The 21447-nt window shown below is 47.3% G+C and carries 23 protein-coding genes and 1 tRNA gene; 11 read left to right on the plus strand and 13 right to left on the minus strand.

The window, feature by feature from the left end:
• Positions 1-54: 54 nt before the first annotated feature.
• A complete protein-coding gene (locus PLE7327_RS14175; protein ID WP_015144495.1) occupies positions 55-897 on the minus strand; it encodes a helix-turn-helix domain-containing protein in 843 nt (280 codons plus the stop codon).
• A 196-nt stretch (positions 898-1093) separates the two neighbouring features.
• Here PLE7327_RS14175 and carA point away from each other — a divergent pair, with 196 nt between their 5' ends.
• From carA to PLE7327_RS14205, 6 genes are all read left to right on the plus strand, one after another.
• Complete coding sequence (gene carA / locus PLE7327_RS14180) at positions 1094-2251, plus strand: glutamine-hydrolyzing carbamoyl-phosphate synthase small subunit (RefSeq protein WP_015144496.1); 1158 nt, start codon at positions 1094-1096, stop codon at positions 2249-2251.
• A gap of 201 nt (positions 2252-2452) precedes the next feature.
• On the plus strand, positions 2453-2800 hold the full coding sequence (locus PLE7327_RS14185; RefSeq protein WP_015144497.1) for an STAS domain-containing protein: 348 nt from the start codon (positions 2453-2455) through the stop codon (positions 2798-2800).
• A gap of 174 nt (positions 2801-2974) precedes the next feature.
• A complete protein-coding gene (locus tag PLE7327_RS14190) occupies positions 2975-3361 on the plus strand; it encodes a ribonuclease III domain-containing protein (RefSeq protein ID WP_041393333.1) in 387 nt (128 codons plus the stop codon).
• A 37-nt stretch (positions 3362-3398) separates the two neighbouring features.
• Positions 3399-4337, plus strand: coding sequence for a 23S rRNA (guanosine(2251)-2'-O)-methyltransferase RlmB (rlmB, locus tag PLE7327_RS14195; RefSeq protein ID WP_015144499.1), 939 nt, complete (start codon positions 3399-3401; stop codon positions 4335-4337).
• 97 nt (positions 4338-4434) lie between these two features.
• Complete coding sequence (locus PLE7327_RS14200; protein WP_015144500.1) at positions 4435-4719, plus strand: DUF1816 domain-containing protein; 285 nt, start codon at positions 4435-4437, stop codon at positions 4717-4719.
• Between the two features lie 46 nt (positions 4720-4765).
• Positions 4766-5029 carry a hypothetical protein gene (locus tag PLE7327_RS14205; protein ID WP_041392162.1) on the plus strand — a complete coding sequence of 88 codons (264 nt, stop codon included), beginning with the start codon at positions 4766-4768 and terminating at the stop codon, positions 5027-5029.
• A 26-nt stretch (positions 5030-5055) separates the two neighbouring features.
• On the opposite strand, the gene PLE7327_RS26170 is transcribed toward PLE7327_RS14205, so the two are convergent.
• From PLE7327_RS26170 to PLE7327_RS14235, 7 genes are all read right to left on the minus strand, one after another.
• Positions 5056-5178, minus strand: a complete 123-nt coding sequence (locus PLE7327_RS26170) for a hypothetical protein (RefSeq protein WP_256377694.1) — start codon at positions 5176-5178, stop codon at positions 5056-5058.
• 3 nt (positions 5179-5181) lie between these two features.
• Positions 5182-5997: an inositol monophosphatase family protein gene (locus PLE7327_RS14210; RefSeq protein ID WP_015144501.1), complete on the minus strand. Its 816-nt coding sequence runs from the start codon at positions 5995-5997 to the stop codon at positions 5182-5184.
• Between the two features lie 77 nt (positions 5998-6074).
• Positions 6075-6626: a cyclopropane-fatty-acyl-phospholipid synthase family protein gene (locus PLE7327_RS14215; RefSeq protein WP_371265302.1), complete on the minus strand. Its 552-nt coding sequence runs from the start codon at positions 6624-6626 to the stop codon at positions 6075-6077.
• A gap of 534 nt (positions 6627-7160) precedes the next feature.
• Positions 7161-7233: transfer RNA gene (locus tag PLE7327_RS14220), tRNA-Ala, on the minus strand.
• 111 nt (positions 7234-7344) lie between these two features.
• On the minus strand, positions 7345-7527 hold the full coding sequence (locus tag PLE7327_RS14225; protein WP_015144503.1) for a hypothetical protein: 183 nt from the start codon (positions 7525-7527) through the stop codon (positions 7345-7347).
• Positions 7528-7622: 95 nt separating this feature from the next.
• Positions 7623-8393, minus strand: coding sequence for an imidazole glycerol phosphate synthase subunit HisF (hisF, locus tag PLE7327_RS14230; protein ID WP_015144504.1), 771 nt, complete (start codon positions 8391-8393; stop codon positions 7623-7625).
• A 29-nt stretch (positions 8394-8422) separates the two neighbouring features.
• Positions 8423-9676, minus strand: a complete 1254-nt coding sequence (locus tag PLE7327_RS14235) for a folylpolyglutamate synthase/dihydrofolate synthase family protein (RefSeq protein WP_015144505.1) — start codon at positions 9674-9676, stop codon at positions 8423-8425.
• 204 nt (positions 9677-9880) lie between these two features.
• Here PLE7327_RS14235 and PLE7327_RS14240 point away from each other — a divergent pair, with 204 nt between their 5' ends.
• Entirely contained in the window at positions 9881-11302 is a 1422-nt protein-coding gene (locus PLE7327_RS14240) for a carotenoid oxygenase family protein (protein ID WP_015144506.1), read from the plus strand.
• A gap of 67 nt (positions 11303-11369) precedes the next feature.
• Here PLE7327_RS14240 and PLE7327_RS25860 read toward each other — a convergent pair whose 3' ends face one another.
• The 3 genes from PLE7327_RS25860 to PLE7327_RS14255 form a co-directional block, all read right to left on the minus strand.
• Complete coding sequence (locus PLE7327_RS25860; protein WP_015144507.1) at positions 11370-11738, minus strand: hypothetical protein; 369 nt, start codon at positions 11736-11738, stop codon at positions 11370-11372.
• A 145-nt stretch (positions 11739-11883) separates the two neighbouring features.
• Positions 11884-12195, minus strand: coding sequence for a KGG domain-containing protein (locus tag PLE7327_RS14250; RefSeq protein ID WP_015144508.1), 312 nt, complete (start codon positions 12193-12195; stop codon positions 11884-11886).
• Between the two features lie 323 nt (positions 12196-12518).
• Positions 12519-13949 (minus strand): efflux RND transporter periplasmic adaptor subunit, encoded by a 1431-nt coding sequence (locus PLE7327_RS14255; protein WP_015144509.1) that lies wholly within the window; start codon positions 13947-13949, stop codon positions 12519-12521.
• 265 nt (positions 13950-14214) lie between these two features.
• On the opposite strand from PLE7327_RS14255, the gene acpP reads away from it, so the two are divergent.
• The 3 genes from acpP (at position 14215) to tkt (ending at position 17971) form a co-directional block, all read left to right on the plus strand.
• On the plus strand, positions 14215-14463 hold the full coding sequence (gene acpP / locus PLE7327_RS14260; protein ID WP_015144510.1) for an acyl carrier protein: 249 nt from the start codon (positions 14215-14217) through the stop codon (positions 14461-14463).
• Between the two features lie 102 nt (positions 14464-14565).
• The gene (gene fabF / locus PLE7327_RS14265) at positions 14566-15810 is read left to right on the plus strand and encodes a beta-ketoacyl-ACP synthase II (protein WP_041392164.1); all 1245 of its coding nucleotides are present in this window, start codon (positions 14566-14568) and stop codon (positions 15808-15810) included.
• 154 nt (positions 15811-15964) lie between these two features.
• Entirely contained in the window at positions 15965-17971 is a 2007-nt protein-coding gene (gene tkt / locus PLE7327_RS14270; protein WP_015144512.1) for a transketolase, read from the plus strand.
• Positions 17972-18020: 49 nt separating this feature from the next.
• Here the strand turns inward: tkt and PLE7327_RS14275 are convergent, their stop codons facing one another.
• Together PLE7327_RS14275 and PLE7327_RS14280 are read right to left on the minus strand one after the other, a co-directional pair.
• Positions 18021-20045: a TrkA family potassium uptake protein gene (locus PLE7327_RS14275; RefSeq protein ID WP_015144513.1), complete on the minus strand. Its 2025-nt coding sequence runs from the start codon at positions 20043-20045 to the stop codon at positions 18021-18023.
• Between the two features lie 121 nt (positions 20046-20166).
• Positions 20167-20850: a hypothetical protein gene (locus PLE7327_RS14280; RefSeq protein WP_015144514.1), complete on the minus strand. Its 684-nt coding sequence runs from the start codon at positions 20848-20850 to the stop codon at positions 20167-20169.
• Between the two features lie 166 nt (positions 20851-21016).
• On the opposite strand from PLE7327_RS14280, the gene PLE7327_RS14285 reads away from it, so the two are divergent.
• Positions 21017-21328, plus strand: coding sequence for a hypothetical protein (locus tag PLE7327_RS14285; RefSeq protein WP_041392166.1), 312 nt, complete (start codon positions 21017-21019; stop codon positions 21326-21328).
• The last annotated feature ends 119 nt before the right edge of the window (positions 21329-21447 follow it).

Genomic DNA, 21447 nt, shown 5'->3' on the forward strand with positions numbered 1-21447 from the left:
CTCTCAAAAAGGCCTACAAGCCTAGCTGTTTTTATCTCGCAATCCCCTATCCTCTTAGGAAGAGGACAAAGAATAAATTTGTCCGTCCATCAAAAGACGGGTAATTCCTTTTGCTTGCAGATAGGCGCTAGTTTTATGAAGCATGTGACCGTCGGGAACTTTAATAACTCGTTGAGAGCGATTAGAAAAACGTCTTGCCACTCGATGATTATCAAAAACGGGAAGCGTTTTTTGCTGAAATTCTTCAGCTGGAATTTTACCGAGGTCGGCAAAATCTTTTAAGGGTCGAGTAATTAACTCAGCAGCGCGATCGATCACCAAATAACAAGTTTTTGGGAACGCAGCTGCTGATAAAGGTAACACTTGAATCTTAACTTTAGGCGAAATGGATGGGGTATAAGCTGTCTCTACTTCTTCCTCTTCCCAATCTTCGTAGTCTTCCTCTTCTAACTCGTCTTCATCTTCATCGAGACCAACTAAATCTTCTCCAATAATTTCTCCTAAAGCAACTACCTCGCCAACAGGGGCAACGGTTTCACTGTTAAAGAATTCTTCGGCTTTTGGAGTCGAAATCGTCCACTCTTGCAAAGGAGCCGCTTTATCTTCAGGGGGGAAGCTTTCCGCAACCTCTGAGCGCGGAGGAGTGGTTTTGACGGGTTCGACTGCTTTTTCTTCGCTAGCAGCGAGAGGGATTGGCTTTCCGGGCGTTCTTGCCAAGCGTTTTTGCTGGATCAGATCTTCGTATTCTGCCTCAGATAAATGACTTTTGAGGAAGCGACTGATCGTCGAGCTGCTCACCCCATAGCGATCGGCTAAGGTAGAGGTAGTCTCCTCCGTTTGCCGATAAAGCTTAAGAATTTCTTGTTTATCCTCGTCAGTCAATTTTCTGGGACTCATACGGTTTATTCGCCCTTTTAGGGATTGAGACTCTGCCTCTTTGAGCTAGTTGCGATCTGCTATGATTATTGCGATCGCAAAAAGTTTGTCAATCGGGCAAACTTTATCGATAGATTAAATTGGCCATCTATTCTAGTCTATCGCTCGCCGCCCAAAAATATAATGATAGCTTATTAGCAAATTAATCTGAATGTCTATGCCAATTGCAGAGGCTAAGCCAGCCCTATTAGTTCTTGCCGACGGAACTTCCTATCGAGGATGGTCGTTCGGCGCTACGGGAACGGCAGTCGGAGAAGTGGTATTTAACACCGGAATGACTGGCTATCAGGAAGTGTTAACCGATCCCAGCTACTGCGGTCAACTCGTTACCTTTACCTACCCGGAGTTAGGTAACGTAGGAGTCAACCCGGAAGACGAAGAATCCAATCGCCCCCATGTCAAAGCCGTCATCGCTCGCAACATCACCTATCGCCCCAGTAACTGGCGGGCAACTAAATCCTTACCAGACTATCTCGTCGAATATGATATCCCTGGGATCTACGGCGTGGATACCCGTGCCATAACGCGCAAGATTCGCTCTGTCGGCGCGATGAATGGCAGCGTTTCCTCTGAAATTCTCGACCCTCAAACGTTATTGCGCCAGGTGCAGGCGGCGCCGAGTATGGCGGGATTGAATTTGGTTAAAGAAGTTACCACTCGAGAAGTCTACGAATGGACTAACCCAACCGCTCCCTATTGGGAGTTTCGTCCCCTTAATGGCGATGGAGACAGAGAAACCCTGACGGTCGTCGCGATAGATTTCGGCATCAAACGAAATATTCTGCGCCGTTTGGCCAGTTATGGCTGTCGCGTCATCGTCGTTCCCGCCGATACAACCGTAGAAGCAATCCTCAAATACCATCCCGATGGCATTTTCCTCTCCAACGGTCCCGGAGATCCGGCAGCAAATGCCGAGGGAATTGAAACGACCAGAGCGCTTCTAGAATTAGGTATGCCTACCTTTGGCATTTGTATGGGACACCAAATTTTGGGGTTATCTCTAGGGGCAAAAACCTTTAAGCTGAAGTTTGGACATCGGGGATTGAATCAACCGGCGGGTTTGTGCCAACAGGTAGAAATTACTAGCCAAAATCATGGGTTTGCGGTTAGTGCTGATACCTTAAATCCAGAGGTAGAAATTACCCACTTGAATTTAAACGATCGCACGGTAGCGGGATTGCGCCATAAATCGTTACCTTTCTTTTCGGTGCAGTATCATCCAGAAGCCAGTCCCGGTCCCCACGACGCTGACTATTTATTCGAGCAGTTTGTAAAATTAATGAAAGAGAAACGCGCTAGGAGCGGCGATCGGTAGAGACGCGAGCGGCAGGCAGTAATCTCTCTATCGAGAGAGGTCGTGCGGGATTAATGACTGATTAGCGATTTTTACCGCGCCGTCCCCGCTAAATTCAAAATTTAGAATTGATAACTGAGAATTCAGACTGCGCTATACTATAGCATTGACCTGTTAACCCTATGATTACTAAGGAGGGAAGCTATTCCTGAGCAACTAAACTTGACCGTCAGTTTGAGAGGAACTCGTGAAGTCAAGGACAACTACCAAATCTTTCGTCTGACTGGTTTGTTAGATGCTTTTTCCGAACCGACTTTTCGGAAAGTCCTCAGCACTTATATCGATGAAGGTCCCAAGAATGTTATCTTAGTCCTCTCGCAAATCGACTTCATCGACAGTTCTGGTTTGGGCGCTCTCGTTCAGCTCGTCAAGCAAGCAAAAACGGGAGGAGGCAGCCTGCAAATCGTTACCAATCCCCGCGTTACCCAGACGGTGAAACTCGTTCGTCTCGAAAATTTTCTCTCTCTTCAACCTTCGGTAGAGGCAGCGATCGCTAATGTCACAAAATAGCTACCCTAGAAAAAGAAGGAGTCGCGACGATCGGCAATCTCCTAATGTCCTCGCGGGCAGGAAGTTGAAGAGTCATGAAAAAAATCGAGGTCAACGATAGGGGTGGACGTACAGCAGTCAAAGTGGAATCCAGCTAATCTCGTGTTCGTCCCTGGGGCAGATGTTGGCTGTGAAATTGCCTGTACCGATGTCGATCGCGCGTATCTAATCGGTCAATTGTCGCCAGCATCGCTAGCTTACATTGGGGATGCAGTCTACGAATTGTACGTGCGAACTCGCTATCTGCTGCCTCCAAAACGGTTATCCGATTACCACGATCGTGTGGTTGCTCAAGTTCGAGCAGAAAGCCAAGCAGCTTGTTTGCGCGTGCTAGAATCTTATCTCACTGACGAGGAACGGGAAATATTAAGGCGCGGGCGTAATGCTGCGACGGGAAAACCTCGCCGTTTATCGCCCGAACTCCATCAACAAGCAACGAGTTTAGAAACTTTGATTGGATATCTTTATCTTCAGAATCCCCAACGTTTAAATGAATTATTAGAACACCTTAATTTAGAGTAGATTTCTCAAAAAAAATTATTATTTCTTAACAAAAAAAATGGCTCAAAAGAAACGCCAATCGCGGGAGACTGACCCAAAAAAACGTCGAATCATTCCCGCTAAAGGTCGCACGGACAATTTTCCAGCCAGTCGCAAGCACCTGCCAACCCCTCAAGTCGTCGAAGAAGAGGCTAGCGATCTCGTCTACGGTCGCCATCCCGTCATAGCAGCTTTAGAGAGCGATCGCCAGCTCAATCGTATTTGGATTGTTCCCAAATTGCGTTATGATTCTCGTTTTCTCTCGCTTCTTCAAGATGCCAAAGCCAAGGGAACCGTTATTGATGAAGTTGACTCTTACCGCCTCGATCGAATTACCCATGGAGCCAATCATCAGGGCATAGCGGCTCAAATCGCTCCCCATGCCTATATCGAACTAGCCGATTTAATCGAACGAGCCAAAGCCACTACTCCAGAATCCGTCATCGTTATTGCCGACGGAATTACCGATCCCCACAACTTGGGAGCAATTATTCGCACGGCAGAAGCCTTCGGAGCGCAGGGACTCATCATTCCCCAACGACGAGCGGCGGGGATCACTTCTACAGTCATGAAAGTAGCGGCTGGTGCTCTGGAACACTTCCCCGTCGCCAGAGTGGTTAATCTGACTCGTGCCCTGGAAGAGTTAAAACAGTCAGGGTTTTGGATCTATGGCACTGCGGCGGGATCTGGTAAACCACTGCACAGTATTAAATGGCACGGGGCTATAGGATTAGTTATCGGATCGGAAGGAGAAGGATTGAGTTTGCTGACGCAACGCTCCTGCGACGAGCTAGTCACGATTCCTTTAGCGGGGAAAACGCCTAGTTTGAATGCTTCTGTATCAGCCGCGATCGCTCTTTACGAGATTTATCGCCAGCGCTGGTCAGATAAAGTTTATTTATCAAAGCCCGAATCTGTTTCTTCAGATACTTCCCAAAATAGAGACGAGGAAGTATAACAAATAAAGACACTCGATAACAAAATATAAAGATTTGTTAAAAAATAAGATATAAAGGTAACAAAAAAATTTGAACAAAGCCAAACTGGGAAAGGTAATGAAAGAACTTTTGCTTTGGATACTAAATCTTTTGGGGTTAGCCTACTGGATAGAAATCGTCACCGATTACCCCAAATGTACCTACTATTTCGGTCCCTTTATGAGTTACGAAGAGGCTCGCATGGCTCAAGGGGGATATATCGAAGACTTGCAACAAGAAAGAGCGCAGGGAATAGCAGTCATTATCAAGCGAACCAAGCCAGTCACTCTGACAATTTTTGATGAACAAGAAGACATGAAGCTGTCAAAGAGAGTGATGAGCTTTGGTAGCTCGGTTTCTTAAATCTGTTTGAGTTAATAAGCTAGCCCCATAGTTCAACTCCGAATGGATGTCGAAACAAGTAGCTCTCATTAAAACGAGATCGGGAGGAGACGAATCGTACCGCCCTAGTTTTCGTCATCCACGCCAACAAAAATTTCGCCTTTACTGCCTTTACTATTGTTACGTTCGCGAATTGCAAGAACCTTCTACCTTGAAGCCATCAATACTTGCTAAACGCTTTGGCGTATCCGACAAAACTATCTGGGGCTTGCCGTTTTCGTTTTCTGCGATCGCGCCGATTTGCCAAATAATACTGCTAAAAAGTCCTTGATTACCGGGATCGGAAGTTGATGCGATCTAAAGTCGGTTCTCGCGATCGCTCTCCATAGCACTAATTAGACGAACTTCAGAATTAGTTGGAGTAGGATTAGTAAAGGTCACTTTCTCAATCGAACCAATCTTTTTAATGCTTCTTTTCATTAGCTAAGCTTTTTTGCCTAGAAATTCAACTAATGGTTTGAAAACGGCTACCAATTCAGCCCGACTGACTGCCAAACAGGGAAAAGAGCGATCGCCATAATTGTGACCCACTTTGAGAGGAAATATCGGTTGTGCAGCTAGCGAGACAAACACGCCGCCTGCTGCCTGTACTATGACCCACGCAGCGGCAATATCCCAAATTTTAGGCGTTGCTTCGACTCCGCCAAGGGCAGCTCCAGATGCCACGAGAAGTAAATTATAACTTGCTACTCCGATGGTGCGAATTTTGCAGGGAAACGGGCGCTTAAGAACGTCGGTACTGCGAGCGCAGATGCTAAAAAGATGATTTTTACTGGGATTGTCGGGGCTAGTGTGAATCGGTTCGCCATTCATATACGCCCCAGTCGGACCAGTTAGTCCCGACTCTCCATACCAATAGCCATAGAAAGACTGATTTAGCTGCGGCAGGTGGACAAAACCAAAAACAGGCGTTCCTCGATAAAGCAATCCCAGAGAAATGCCCCAAATCGGAATTCCTCGCGTAAAGTTGGTCGTGCCGTCGATGGGATCGACGATCCAGCACCAATCGTTAGCCGGAAAAACATGTTCGGTTTCTTCGGTGAGAACGCCATGGTCGGGGAATACAGTTGCGATCGCGTCTCGAATCTCTTTATCTGCCCATTTATCTGCCTGCGTCACCAACGTCCCGTCTTCCTTGCGAGTTGGCTGCAATTTGCCGAAATCGACAATTAACTGATTGCCGATATTTTTCGCCGTGGTTTGGGCAAACTCTAAAACCTGCGTCCAAAAATCTTGCATTAGTATTCAGGAAATAAAATTTAGGTTTTTGAGAATAGAGTCTCATTCTATACACAGTCATGTAATTCTGCGACTGCTTATTGCTTTGGAACAACCCATAAATAAATGGTAGTACCACCTACCTGCATGGTACGCTGGGGTTTCCAGTTGCCCATGTCGAAGGAGTGAGACACGATCCGAGTGCCTGGTCTGAGTTCCTGCAACAGCTTAGGACGAAGTTTTAAGTTGACTTCCGGTAGCAGGTAAAGCGTGACTACCGTTGCTTGGCGCAGGTCGGTTTTAAATAGGTCTTGCTGGATAAATCGCACTCGATCTGTTACTCCTGCCTTTTGAGCGTTGGCGTTAGACTCTTGAATGCGTTCTGGATCGATGTCTACACCGACACCGCGCGCGCCATATTTTTGCGCGGCAGTAATCGGAATTCGTCCATCTCCGCTGCCAAGGTCATAAACCACATCATTTTTATTGACTTGGGCGAGTTCCAGCATTGCCTCCACGACTGGCTGCGAGGTTGGGACATAAGGTACGTCTCTTGGGCGTTCTTGGGGGGTTGTTGTCGGGGCAGGGTTTTGTGCCTGTGCTTCTGAATCGCGCTTTTGCGCGTATTCAGTAATTGCTAAGCTGACAATACTAAGCCCTATAATCAGTAAAGTTGAGATTTTTTGGAAATACACGATTTTGTTCTCCTTGTCTCGATAGTCCGAAGGTATAAACGCTACAGGCAAATCCCAGCAGGGGAATAAAACCTGTTGGAATTATCCTAATCCCTATATTCGACATCAAAATAAAACCGCGATCGCGTGGCTTGAATCAACTAACCAATAAGACGAGCCGCTATCATTTTCTGCGATCGGAAATTATCCACCAGGAAATTAATTTTCGGCTCATATAGAAAGTCCATTTGCATCGATTAGGCTATAAAATTTGGAGTCGGTTTAAACCGACTTAATATGTGAGACGGAGAATTTATTCTCCGGCGGACTTGCTAAGAAATTGGGGAGGTGCGATCGCGATTGTTGCCCGTAACCCGCTAGGAAATTAATTTCCTGGCTAACAGATAAAGCCCATTTTAATGGACTAGCCTATGCAATTTAGAGTCGGTTGCAACGGGAAAATAATCCTTCCAGTGACATTTTCTGAGAACGAGCTGGCAAAACCAATCATGGAGCTAAGCGGATTCGAACCGCTGACCCCTGCAATGCCATTGCAGTGCTCTACCAACTGAGCTATAACCCCTTAAAGTGCATTTTCTATCTTGCCTTAATTTTTTTTATTTTGTCAAGAGTTAATTAATTAACTTTTAGTAATAAAATTAATTAAGAAAAATAAAGTATCGGTCAGCCGAAATTAGATCAAATAGCTCAAGCAATGACCCATCAGGAAATAAACGACTAACATCGCCGCAGCAGCGAGGGCAACCAGAGTTCCAGCTAGCATGAGGGAAAATTCTTGCTGCTCGAACGCTTCTTGCATAAGATGAAGCGACCAAGCCACCAAAGCCACATCAAATATGAGAATAGGAATCAACATATTTTAAAAAATGTTAACTTTAATCTATTCTAATACATATTTTTAAGGTGGATAATCTTGGCTGCTCCAACCTTAAGATTATCTCAATACTTTTCTTACAGTGCCCGCGTTAGGACTTGGCGTTCTTGCAGGTAGGTTTTTACTTGGGGGATAGTTAATTGTCCGTAATGCAGCAGGGAAGCCAATAGCGCTGCTTCTGCCCCTCCTTCGGTGAGGGCTTCATAGATGTGTTGGCAGTTGCCAGCCCCTCCAGAAGCAATGACGGGAATTTCTACTCGTTCGGCAATGGTGCGAGTTAACGCTAAGTCATATCCTGCCTGGGTTCCGTCGGCATCCATGCTAGTAACTAGCAACTCTCCCGCGCCTCGTTTTTGGGCTTCTTTTGCCCAGGCGATCGCATCGATCCCCGTATTTTCCCGGCCGCCGCGCACGTAAACATCCCAGCCCGGATTGCTAGGATCGTTGCGCCGTCTAGCATCGATCGCAATTACAATACACTGTTTGCCAAAGCGATCGCTAGCTTCGTCGATCAAATCTGGGTTGCGTAATGCTGCCGAATTAATGCTAACTTTATCTGCCCCCGCTCTTAACAAATTTTTAATCATTTCTAAGGATTGGATGCCTCCGCCAACGGTTAGAGGAATAAAAACTTGTTCCGCCGTCCGGTAAACGACATCGATAATGATGTCGCGATCTTCGTGGGTTGCTGTAATATCGAGGAAGACCAGTTCGTCTGCACCTGCATCGTTGTAGATTTTAGCAAGTTCTACTGGGTCGCCAGCGTCTTTGAGATCGACAAAATTCACGCCTTTGACGACGCGACCCGCTTTTACATCCAAACAAGGCAAAATTCTCTTGGCAAGCATCAGTTAAATCAGTTATCGGTAAACAGTTATCAGTTATCAGTGTAAGTGTTCCTCTGATGTTGCAAAAAATGTCCCACTAGATATAAAGAACCGCATAAAATAACCAAGCGATTGGGATGAGTGTGAATAGCAGTCTCTAAAGCGAGAAAAAGATCGAGAAAGGTTTGAATGCTTGCTAATCCCGGACAAATTTTTGCTGCTAGCGTTGCCAGATCTTTTGGATCGGCGGTACTATGGTCGGGAACGGGGACGAGATATAAATGTTCGCCCGATCGCAGCAAGGCTTTAAAAATCTCGTCGTGTTCTTTAGTAGAGAGAATGCCCATCACCCAAACGACAGTTTTTTTTAGGGTATCGACATATTGACGCAAAGCTTTGGCGGCGGCGGGGTTATGTGCCCCATCGATCAGGAGGGGATAATGATTCCAGGTCGTCCATTGCATGCGTCCCAACCAGCGAGTTTTTGCCATTCCAGTTTGAATTGCTTCTAAGGGAATCTGCCAACCTTGTTGCTGGAGAATTTGCAAAGACGCGATCGCGATGGCAGAATTCATTAATTGAATGTCTCCCAATAAAGGCAAAGGATATTCAATCTCTCCATATTTGGCCCAATCTTCTTTGAGTTTTTCCGCTGGTTCTACCCAAACGGCGGGACAATTTAACTGTTGGATTCGTGCACAAATAACTGCTTTTGCTTCGCCTGGAAGGTTACCAATGACGGCGGGACGATTGGGTTTGAGGATGCCTGCCTTTTCGCCTGCGATATCTGCAAGGGTTGGACCGAGAACTTGCCAGTGTTCGCGACTGATAGAAGTGATGACGCTAACCAGAGGGCGATCGCAAACATTTGTTGCATCCAATCGTCCGCCCAATCCCACTTCTATAACGGCAATATCTACCCGCGATCGGGCAAAATATAACCAAGCCGCAGCCGTAATGACTTCAAATTGAGTCGGACTTTCTTCATTTGGCGCGATCGCAACCCGAACTTGTTGAATAATTTCTTCTAGATCGCGGGAAGAAATAGGCTGGTCGTTAATGCAAATGCGTTCCGTCCAATCGACTAAATGGGGAGAAATATAGCGTCCGACTTTGTAACCCGCTTCTGCAAGTACTGTAGAAAGATAGGCGCAAACAGAACCTTTGCCATTGGTTCCCGCTACGTGAATTAGAGGAACGCTGCGATGGGGATTACCTAAAGCTGCTAAGAGGCGTTCTATGCGTTCTAATCCGAGATGAACGCCAAAGCGTTGAAAGGGTTTGAGGAGAGAGTCGGTGGTCACGTAGAAGTTGATTGTGTAGACTTAAATACTACGATAATTGGTTTGTGTATCGCAGGCGATCGCATCTCCTAGATTAAAAAACTTATACATTTGATTTTTCCACTGCTGGTAATTTCATTCATAAAGCATCCCTATATAAATCTCCTAGATCGATCGCCAATCCCCAACTCAAAATAGTATAACGTTACCCAAGTTACCTAAGAGATGCTAAGTAGCGATCGCAAAGCTTGGTCAAAAGCTATTGAAAAACCCGCCCAAGAATTTCCTCTGACTCCTCTACCCGTCCTCTATGGCAAAATTCCCCAAGGGCTGCGGGGAAGTTTCTATCGCAACGGGCCCGGACGCTTAGAACGAGGTGGAATGCGAGTGGGACATTGGTTTGATGGAGATGGGGCAGTTTTAGCCATCCATTTTACAGACGCAGGCGCAAGCGGAGTCTATCGCTACGTCCAGACGAAAGGCTATCAAAAAGAAACCGCCGCCAATAAATTTCTGTTTCCCAATTATGGCATGAAGGCTCCAGGAGCATTTTGGACTCAATGGGGAAAAGAGTTCAAGAATTGTGCCAATACTTCTGTTATGGCATTACCAAATAAATTATTGGCTCTTTGGGAAGGGGGCAATCCTTACGCCCTAAATTTGCAAACGCTTGAAACTATCGGCACCGACAATTTATCGAGTTTAAATAAGAGCGATCCTTTTTCTGCCCATCCTAAAATCGATCCCCAGACGGGTGCCATCTATAACTTTGGGGTGGTTGCTGAGTTAAACGCTACGCTGAACTTGTACCAGAGCAACTCCACAGGCAAAATCGTCAAAAAAACTGCAACCCAATTAGAAGGCGTGCCTTTAATTCATGATTTTGTTATGGCAGGGCAATATTTAATCTTTTTTGTGTCGCCAGTGCGAATTAATTTCCTGCCTCCTGCATTGGGGTTGAGTAGTTTCAGCGATGCGATGCAGTGGAAACCGGAATTGGGTACGCAAGTTCTCGTATTCGATCGCAATACGCTTTCTCTTGTCAGTCGTGGCGAAGCCGATCCTTGGTTTCAGTGGCATTTCGGAAATGGGTATACAGATACTGATGGGTCCCTTGTCATTGTAGTTGCCCGCTATCGAGATTTTCAGACCAATCAGAATTTAAAAGAAGTCGCCACGGGGAAGATAGAAACTCCAGCCAAGGCAACGCTATGGCAAATTAGCCTCAATCCCCAGACGGGGAAAGTTATCTCCACTGAAGAAGTTCTGGACAAGGAATGCGAATTTCCTACCGTTGCGCCCCATCAAGTCGGACAGCCATGGCGCTATAGTTATTTATCAACCCATCGAGACGGGGCGAATAGTGCTGAAGAACTCTTCGGCGCGATCGCTCGTTTCGATCGTAAAACCAGCAATTTGTCAATAGCAGACCCAGGAGAAAATTGCTATCCCAGCGAACCAATTTTTGTCCCCAATGGGCCAAATTCGGAAGAGGGCTGGGTATTGACGGTAGTTTACGATGGCAATAGCGATACTAGCGAAGTGAGAATTTACAGGTGCGATCGCTTAGAAGATGAACCCATCTGTTGTTTGGGATTGCCAAGCGTCGTTCCTCACGGCTTCCACGGAACTTGGAAACCTGCTTGACTAAGATAATTCACATTCGCAATTGATTAATCGTTAATTGCGAATGTGAATGGCGAACGCGTTATTTTTACCACCAAATTCGATTGCCGTTTTCGTCCATGCGAGCTTGACGAATGACATCAGAAATTTCTTCTGCATCCTTGACATGGTGAAGTGCTTTCTTTTCACCATTAGGATATTCCACAATAAAATAAGTTGGGACTTTAATATGGTCGCCCGTAATGTCTGGAACATCAACGGCGATTTGTTTAGCTTTTTCTTCAATTGTTTGAGGTTCATCGGCAATGCGATCGCCAGGATTGGCTGTTAAATTTCTTTCTTTAGAACTGAGTTTTTGTTCTGCTGGAACAGTATCTTTGGCTTCTGCTGGAATCTCTTCAGAATTGATAGATAGATCTCGATTTTTTGATTGTTCTGTAACTTTTTTTCGTTGCATAGTTCGCCCTTTTCTAAACAACATTTTTCCCGATTGCTATCCTCTTACTTGCTTCCGGCAGCATTGTGCTAGCGCTGGTCAAACGTAGATGTGGAGATATTCCACGTCCCGCCTCATTTCGGCAGCAATAAATCTATTAGTTCTTTTAGCTTTGTCGTTCTGTTTTTGCAGGTTGTTTGTGGCTACTGCCATTAGCGTTCTTGTCTTCTTCTTTGCTTTTATTTTCGTCTCGATTGCTTTTACGCGAACTCTTACCACCTTCGCGACCGATCTCTGCCATGTGTTCGCGGTCTTTGCTCACAGCTTCACCCCCCTTACGACCAGCTTCTCTGGCTTCTTCTGGGGTAAACTCGTGGGCAGTTCCCTTGGCATGGGCTGCTTTTCCGCCTTTGCTGGCAATTTCGCGCTGCTTTTGTGCATCCATGGATGCAAATCCACGTTTGCTCGTGTCGGTCATAAAATATCTCCTTTTGCTCGCAGTTTTTATATTGAGTAATTGCTCGAATATTTATATCTAATTTAAAAAAAAATAAGACCGATCGGCTTCCTACTAAAAGGAGAGTTTTCGCTCAAGCTAAAGGCATAATTTTTTAGTTATCACTCATCCATTGCCAGTTATCAACAATGAGAAAAAAATGGTTGAGCGATCGCGCCTCAGTTTAACCGATCGGAAGGAGTAGGCTGGCGATCGCTCATAGCAATCCTAAATCATCAAATTTTCTGCTCTTTTGACAAAAACTTACCCAAACTTAAAATGAAGAATAGTAAAATTTCAGATTCTTATTTTTCTATCTCTTTCTGGTCTTTGTTTTCTGGCAGATCGACAAATACTCGCTCTCCAGGGGTCAATCCATCTAGGATTTGGGTTTTGTCATTGAGGACGAGTCCGATGGTTACGGGTTTGAACTTGGGTTTTTGGTTGTCGTCGGGAACCATTACTCCGGTTTGACCTTCTTGGGTGACGATCGCAACCGTGGGAACCACCAAAGCGTTGCTAAGTTGTCTGCCCACAAAATCGACATCGACGTTCATCTTAGAGCGCAGCGTCTCTTGACCGGTGAGGATGCGAACGGTAACTTCAAACGAAGTCACGTTTTGCTCGACCACAGCTTCTGGAGCGATTTTAACAACCTGTCCTTGAAAAACCTTATCGGGATAGGCATCGGCAACGATTCTTGCCGGTTGTCCTAATTGCAATTGACCGATATCGACTTCCGGGACTTTAGCAACAACTTCTAGCCCGCTTGCCAGTGCTAGAATAGACGCTGAGGTAGCAGAGGCAGTAGCGGAAGCAGAAGTCGTCGGCGTGACAAAAGCGCCAACCGTTGCGTATTTCTGGGTAACTACCCCATCAAAAGGCGCTCTAATAACCGTGTCTTGATATTGAATTTTAATCCGTTCGAGTTCTGCCCTGGCTGCTTCTGCGGCAGCTTGGAGTTGGGCAAGTTCTGCTTCTGCAGTTTTTTGGCGCTGTTGTAATTGAACTTGGGCTTCGGCAACAGCTGCTTTTAAGCGATCTATTTCGGGAAAGCTAGTCGTTTTAGCTTGCTCAAAACGCTGTTGCGCCTCCATCCCAGTTGCTAGAGCCGTCCGAAAATCATTCAACACTGCGTCGTATTCATCTTGAGTCACCGCTCCTTCCTTGAGTAAGGCTTCATTGCGCTGAATGCGAGCTTGTGCCAATTGAAATCGCGCTTCGGCAGCCTGGAGTTGCGCTTGTGCTTGTTTGATGTCTTTGGGAAGTTTTGCTTGAGCTTGTTTGAGGCTGGCTTGAGCCTGAGCCAAACGGTTTTTAGCTTGGGCAATTTCTCCTGGAATTCTAACCTGCGCTTCCTTAAACTGGGCAAGGGCTTGTCTGAATTTTGCTTGAGCTTCGTATCCCTGTGCCTGAATTTCCAAATTTTCCATCACGGCTAGGATTTGCCCTCTTTTGACTCGCATGCCTTGATCGACTCGCAACTCTACCAATCGACCGGGATTTTTTGGGCTGATATTAACGCTCGTAATCGGCTCGACGGTTCCGCTGGCTTCTATTTCCGCTGCCAAGGTTTCTCTTGTGGTAGGGACAGTCAGTTTGTCGAGCAACTGCTCGGATGAAGGGGTTTCAACCATCCGATAAGTCATCAAACCGACAACTAGGATACCGCCTGTCATGACTCCCAGTATCCAAAGAAGCGGATTTTTTAATTTACTTTGCAGGGGAAATTCCATGGGATGAAGGATAAAACGATTTACTTGGCACCCTAAATTGTGCTTTGTAAGTTTATACTAACCTTTCTCTATAGCCGAGCGGGAGTAATGGTTGTTTATGGTAGCCGATAATGTGCTAGATTCAGGTTTATGTTTGCTTCACTTTGAGACAATGGGGCAAGAAAAAGATTAAATTTAGATAGTGTCGATCGGGAAGCGGGAATCCCGCTCCGCTTTCGACTCGGTTCTCAGTAATACGAGGTTTTTAGCGGTTAAGGAAACAGCAATGAATCAAGAAGTTTTTGAAAAGGTCAAAAAAATTGTTGCCGAACAACTAGAAGTCAATCCCGATGATGTCAAGCCCGAATCTAGCTTTGCTAACGACTTGGGTGCAGACTCTCTAGATACCGTCGAATTGGTGATGGCGCTAGAAGAAGAATTTAATATTGAAATTCCCGACGAGGTAGCCGAACAGATCGATACTGTCGCTAAAGCAGTAGAGCATATCAGCCAGAAGATAGAGGCTGCTGCTTAAATTTTATTGTTATAGACTTTGGCATCGCCAAATCATTACATTAATTACTTTCCGTATTATCTGCATTCCGGGCAAAATCAAGCCTTTATCAATCGTAGGATCGTGGCAAATATGCAACTCAAACGTGTCGTCGTAACGGGGCTAGGTGCGATTACCCCGATTGGAAATAACCTCACTGAATACTGGGAAGGGTTGTTAAGCGGGCGTAACGGAATTGCTCCTATTACCCGATTTGACGCTTCGCAGCATGCCTGTCGCATTGCCGCCGAAGTCAAAGGTTTTGACCCTCACGACTACCTCGATCGCAAAGACGCTAAGCGGATGGATCGCTTCTCCCAGTTGGGCGTGGCTGCTAGCTTGCAGGCACTTGCCGATGCCAAACTGACGATCGACGATTTGAATGCAGACCAAGTGGGGGTAATTATCGGAACTGGTGTTGGCGGGCTGAAAGTCCTCGAAGATCAGCAAGAAGTCTTGCTCGCACGCGGTCCGAGTCGCATTAGTCCCTTTATGATTCCCATGATGATCGCCAATATGGCAGCGGGACTGACTGCGATTCATACGGGGGCAAAAGGTCCCAATACCTGTACGGTGACGGCTTGTGCGGCTGGATCGAACGCGATCGGCGATGCCTTTCGTTTAATTCAGCGAGGATACGCAAAAGCGATGATTTGCGGCGGAACGGAAGCAGCAGTAACGCCGTTATCGATGGCAGGCTTTGCCTCGATGAAAGCGCTGTCCACCCGCAATGAAGACCCAGCCCGTGCGTCCCGACCTTTCGATCGCGATCGCGACGGCTTTGTCATGGGAGAAGGGGCAGGAATCTTGCTCCTAGAAGAATTGGAACAAGCCCTAGAACGCGATGCCAAAATTTATGCAGAAATCGTCGGCTACGGCATGACCTGCGATGCCTATCACATGACCGCGCCGTCGGGTCAGGGGGCAACGCAGGCGATCGAACTCGCCCTCAAAGATGGAGGGCTGCAACCAGAGGCAATTCACTATATCAACGCTCACGGAACGAGTACGCCTGCCAACGATCCGACAGAAACTAAGGCAATTAAGAAAGCCCTGGGAGAACAGGCATATAAAGTAGCGATTAGTTCCACTAAATCTATGACGGGACACCTGCTGGGAGGATCTGGTGGGATTGAAGCCGTAGCAACGGTAATGGCGATCGCCTGCGACCGCATTCCGCCTACGATCAATCTAGAAAACCCCGACCCCGAATGCGATTTGGATTACGTGCCCGGTCAAAGTCGCGCCCAAACAGTAGAAGCTGCCCTCTCCAATTCCTTTGGCTTTGGCGGCCACAACGTTACGCTAGCTTTCAAAAAATATCATTGAACCTAGCTTTTAGAATTTTTTAAAAATTCGCCATGGTTATTGCCCGTCGTCCCCGAAAATGGGATGATGGGTATGAGCCTTGGGGCAACCTAGAGCCATCAAGCTTTTACTCACACCAATTGTTGTTTTATTCGTCGTTTACGCTAAGAAAATTATGGTTGTTGCCACCCAGTCACTCGAAGAACGGTGCATTAATTCTATCCGCTTTTTAGCAATTGACGCCGTAGAAAAAGCTAAGTCCGGTCACCCAGGGCTGCCGATGGGAGCTGCTCCAATGGCTTTCGTCCTCTGGGATCGCTTTATGCGGTACAACCCCAAAAACCCCAAGTGGTTTAATCGCGATCGCTTTGTCCTCTCCGCCGGACACGGCTGCATGTTACAGTATGCCTTGCTTTACCTGACGGGCTACGACAGCGTTACCCTCGACGAAATCAAGAATTTCCGCCAGTGGGGTTCTAAAACTCCCGGTCACCCAGAAAATCATATCACGCCAGGGGTAGAAGTCACTACGGGTCCCTTGGGACAGGGAATCGCTAACGCCGTCGGTCTGGCGATAGCCGAAGCCCACTTGGCGGCTAAATTTAACAAGCCCGATTGCAAGCTGGTAGACCACTACACCTACGTTATCCTCGGCGATGGCTGCAACATGGAAGGAATCTCCGGCGAAGCTTGCTCCCTCGCCGGACACTTAGGCTTGGGCAAGCTGATTGCCCTCTACGACGACAACCACATCTCTATCGACGGTTCCACCGATATTGCCTTTACCGAAGATGTGAGCAAGCGCTTTGAAGCCTATGGTTGGCACGTGTTGCACGTAGAAGACGGCAACAAAGACATAGAGAGCATTACCAAAGCGATCGAAGCGGCTAAAGCCGTCACTGACAAGCCTTCGATGATTAAAGTCACCACCACCATCGGCTATGGCTCTCCGAATAAAGCCAATACCGCTGGCGTTCATGGGGCTGCTCTCGGCAGCGATGAAGTCAAAGCCACCCGCGAGAACCTGGGTTGGCAATACGAACCCTTTGTTGTTCCCGACGACGCGCTAGCGCACTTCCGCAAAGCCGTCGAACGGGGCGCTAGCTATGAAGCCGAATGGCAAGAAACCTTAGCTCAGTATAAGACCAAATATCCTCAAGAAGCCGCCGAATTCGAGCGGTTGCTGAGCGGAAAATTACCCGAAGGATGGGAAAAAGCCCTCCCCACTTATACGCCCGAAGACAAGGCACAAGCTACTCGTAAGTTTTCGGAAGCGATGCTGAACGCCCTAGCACCCATCGTCCCCGAACTCATCGGCGGTTCTGCCGACCTCACTCACTCCAACAATACCCTAATCAAGGTGTCCGGCGATTTCCAAAAGGGACAGTATCAAAATCGCAACCTCCGCTTTGGCGTGCGCGAACATGGTATGGGAGCAATCTGTAACGGTATTGCCCTCCACGGTTCGGGCTTAATTCCTTACGGAGCGACCTTCCTAGTCTTCACCGACTACATGCGTAACGCCATTCGCCTCTCGGCTTTATCCGAAGCGGGCGTAATTTGGATTATGACGCACGACTCGGTTGGATTGGGCGAAGATGGTCCCACGCACCAACCAGTCGAACACATTGCTTCGCTGCGGGCGATTCCTAACCTTACCGTCATTCGTCCGGCAGACGGCAACGAAACCTCTGGCGCATACAAAGTTGCTATCGAAAACCGCCATGCTCCCACGCTGCTAGCGCTGTCTCGTCAAAATCTACCCAACCTGGCTGGAAGCTCGATCGAAGCAACGACTAAAGGAGCTTACATCCTCAGCGACAGCGAAGGTACGCCCGATCTGATCTTGATCGGTACGGGGAGCGAAACCCAACTCTGCGTTAAGGCAGCCGAAGCACTGCGCGGCGAAGGCAAGAAAGTGCGCGTGGTTTCCATGCCAAGCTGGGAGCTATTTGAGAAACAAGACGCAGCTTACAAAGAGTCCGTTTTTCCGAAAGCTGTGAGAAAACGTCTCGCCGTTGAAGCTGGTTCTAGCATGGGCTGGTGTCGCTATGTTACTGATGAAGGCGCGAGCATTAGCATCGATACCTTTGGGGCATCTGCTCCCGGTAATGTTGTTATGGAGAAGTTTGGCTTTACCGTAGATAACGTCATAGCCAAAGCTAAAGCGTTGTTGGGATAAAGTCAATTTCCCAATCTTTAGAACGAAAAGCCCTCTTCGGAGGGCTTTTTTAGCGATCGCCCCCAGAAATTAAACTGGCTTTTACTAGCAGCCTATTGAGTTCTCGGATTAAGCGTTGTGCTTGGTGTTTGTAGAGCATAATTGGTAGGGTTCTCGGCAAATGATTCATTAATTCTCTTGCCTCGCCCAGACTACAGCCGGTAATCCGCGCGATCGCGTTCGCTCCTTCAAAAATAGCCTCTGAAGACAGCGCTCTTTCAACTCTGACCCGCCAGTGTTTGGCGCTGGTGTCGATCGTTCCCCGTTCGATGCGTTGCAGTCCGTCGATGGTCGCTAAAACCACCAAGCGATCGCCCGCAGCCAAGCGAATATCTCCCAAAGGCATCAAAATTGAAGAATTGGGCGGTTTTTGGTAGAGAATCGGGACTACGCCATAACCGTAAGCGACTTCGCTCAGTAGCAATCCGTTGAGAGTATCTTCAGATTCGATTTGATACTCCGTCACCAAAATCGTCTGGTTGTTAAAGCGAAACAGGGCAATAACCTTCTCGCCAAACGCTGCAGTAGCAAACGCTTCAGCCACTACTGCATGGGTTCCCAAAACCTGTGCCTTGGGCAATAATTGACTCAGATGCTCGCTTAAGCGTTGACTGGAAGTGCGAATGACCAAATGACTGTCAGGATTAATTGCCCGCGCCATCAAAGCAGCTTCTAAATTGAGAACTTCATCGTCGGTGACGATAACAACGCTTTTGGCAGTAGAAAGATTGGCTTTTGCTAGAGCTTCCTTCAAATTACCGAAAATCAAAGGAATATCGAGCATATTTGTCTGCTCGAAGTCGGGATTAAAGGTGATGCCCACTAAAGCTTGCTTAAATTCTTGCAATAGCCTTGCTATTCGTTGACCGACCCTACCAAAACCGATAATAACAACGTGAGCTTGTTGGGGAATGGGGGGACGGCGCTTGATAAACTGGAATTTTGAAGACAGCAGCGCTTCTGTGAGCAAAGCGTACAAGACTCCCACGAACGCCGTACCGGCTAGGCTCAATCCCAAAGAAAATAGCTGCAACCACCAAGGAATGACTCCTATCTGTTCTAAATTTCCAAATAAATCTCCATAGCCTCCCAACAGAAGAATGACAGTTGCAGTAAAGGCAGCCAGAAAAGTCATCCCTGGATAGTACAGCTCAAACAGCGCGGTTCCCATCAACAGAAGAATCGAAACCGTAATCCCGCACAAAAGTGCAACCCGCCGAACTCGCTGCTGAAAGCTTAACTGCCAGAATTTAGACAACTGCCCCCTAAATCGCTTGGGGAAGCGAAGAATGTTTTTTTGCCATTCTGTTCGCTTTAGCTGTCGAGATGGGAGCGTTTGTGCGGGGGAAAAAAACAATTGCTCGGCTGTTTCGAGGTAAACTAGCGTGTCTTCAGCTTGAAGGAGTTCGTTGGGTTCCCAGTCATGGAAAGTGCGGGGTAGGGAGCCAGGATAATGGGTATGATAGAGAACTTGTCGCTGGCGGCTGCCTAATTCGTGGAGAAGACGGACATTACACCAGCGATCGCTCGAACTTATCTGACGCTTGAGAACTTGCAACCACTGTCCGTCTAGTTTGAAAAAACATAGCGTTTCGCTGCCCAATGCGGCAAAGGCAAAAGCCGAGGCAGGTAGTTGAATTGGATCGAAAGCTAGAAAATTGCCCAGTTGTTCGCTCAACAGTTGATTGAGATTTTCTTTTGCCGAACGAACGACTAGGCGAGTGCGGGGATTGAGTTGGCGGATCGCTAAAGCGGTCTCTGCATTGACTTGCTCGTTACTGGTTACAATTAGCGCTGCTCGACAGCGGCGGATCTTTGCCCTCTCCAAAATACTATTTTGGCGACAGTCTCCTAAGATTAAGTCTTCCCATAAGTTTGGCAGGTCAGAGATTTCCCAATTATGAGGCTGTACCTGCTCGATAACAATTACGCTAACTCCAAATTCCTTGAGGGCGGCAACGCAGTGTTGCCCTAAACTCCCCAGTCCACAAACCAAAAATCGATCTAATTGTAACTGGGTATCGCGAGCGCTCATTTAGCCAAATCGAGCAAACTCTCTAGCTTTGTCCTTATTTAGCGACTAGCGCCACCTCCATAATATTCATTTTTTTGCAGGTCGATCGCGATCGCTCTCCTCAATGCGATCGTTGAGCGATTTATCTCCTGAGAACCAGATCGGAGTTTAGAGTTAAAGTCAGATCTGAGTTGGGATCGATGGAGATCAATTCAACTTTGCCACTGCCTAAAATCCATCCGGCTAGAGCGCCCAATCCCGCTCCACCCAAGACTTCTTCGATATCGATGTCGCCGAGAATTTCCGCCAGGACGGTAGCGGCAGCACCGCCAATGGCAGCGCCTTCGAGAATATCGTCTGCGCTGGCTCCTTTTTCGACGACTTCGGTTCTCTTGACGACTTTGGAAGTCGCATCGATCGATCGTTCTATCGTCCGTTCTCCCTCGCGATTGATGACGATCTTTTCGGCGACAAACTGCGAGCCGCCTTTTCTGGGTCGAAGTTCGCCAATAATTTCGCTTCCGGTGGGAATGAGAATTGCCCCCGCGCGATTTCTGATATTAGCAGCGACTTGTAACGTCAGCGGCGCAGTTTCATCCTTGGTCACCAAAATTTTTTCCGCCTTTTCGTATTTGACGGGAATTTGAGTTCCTTCAGGAATGACGACTCGACCTCGACGAGAAACGCTGTTAGAAGAATTTCTCGTCGGAAACAGTTGCGCAGAAGCAGGCGCAAATGAGATGATAGGAGCAAAAGCCATAATGCTCATCGTCAGAGCGATGAGGATAGAGGTTCTGGCTCGTGCGTTACGTTTTCGTTTGGACATCGGTAAGAGCCTCCTAAATGTCTCTTTAGCAAAAATAGAAGACGTTGTACCGCGATCGCTGGTTCCAGAGTAGAACACAGCCATCACCCCTCTAGCTTAGCGATAAGGAGGGACAAAAATCATGAGAAAATTCCCCCCGATCCTTACATTCGCCTTCGCACTAACAATGAATTGGGGTTTGCTTCCCCAAGTAAGCCTTAAAGCGCAAACTGGCATAGAAAGAGGTGCCACGGGTAGCGATCGCCCCTCGCAAGTTCCTCCGCAACCTGCCAGCCAACAGCTCGATTATAGAACTCCCCAGCAAATCTTTCTCAGGCGGACGAACAACGCGACGATTATGTGTGCCGAGACGAGTTCGGCACAGTGCGATCGCGTGATTCCCCAAGTCGAGTCGCTAGAAAATAATGAAACCCTCAATCGGCTTCGAGAATCAAGACAAGAAGCAGTAGGTAGCGATCGGCAACCCAACAACAAGTGACATCCTCTCCCGATAAATCGGGAGCTTCCTAACCTCACGATTAGGCATTCCTAGTTATTTCCATCACTGGAGTTTCGCTTCTTATCTAGAGCAGCCCCATGACTTACTCCCCGACAGAC

The sequence above is a fragment of the Pleurocapsa sp. PCC 7327 genome (assembly GCF_000317025.1).
Taxonomy (GTDB): Bacteria; Cyanobacteriota; Cyanobacteriia; order Cyanobacteriales; family Microcystaceae; genus Hydrococcus.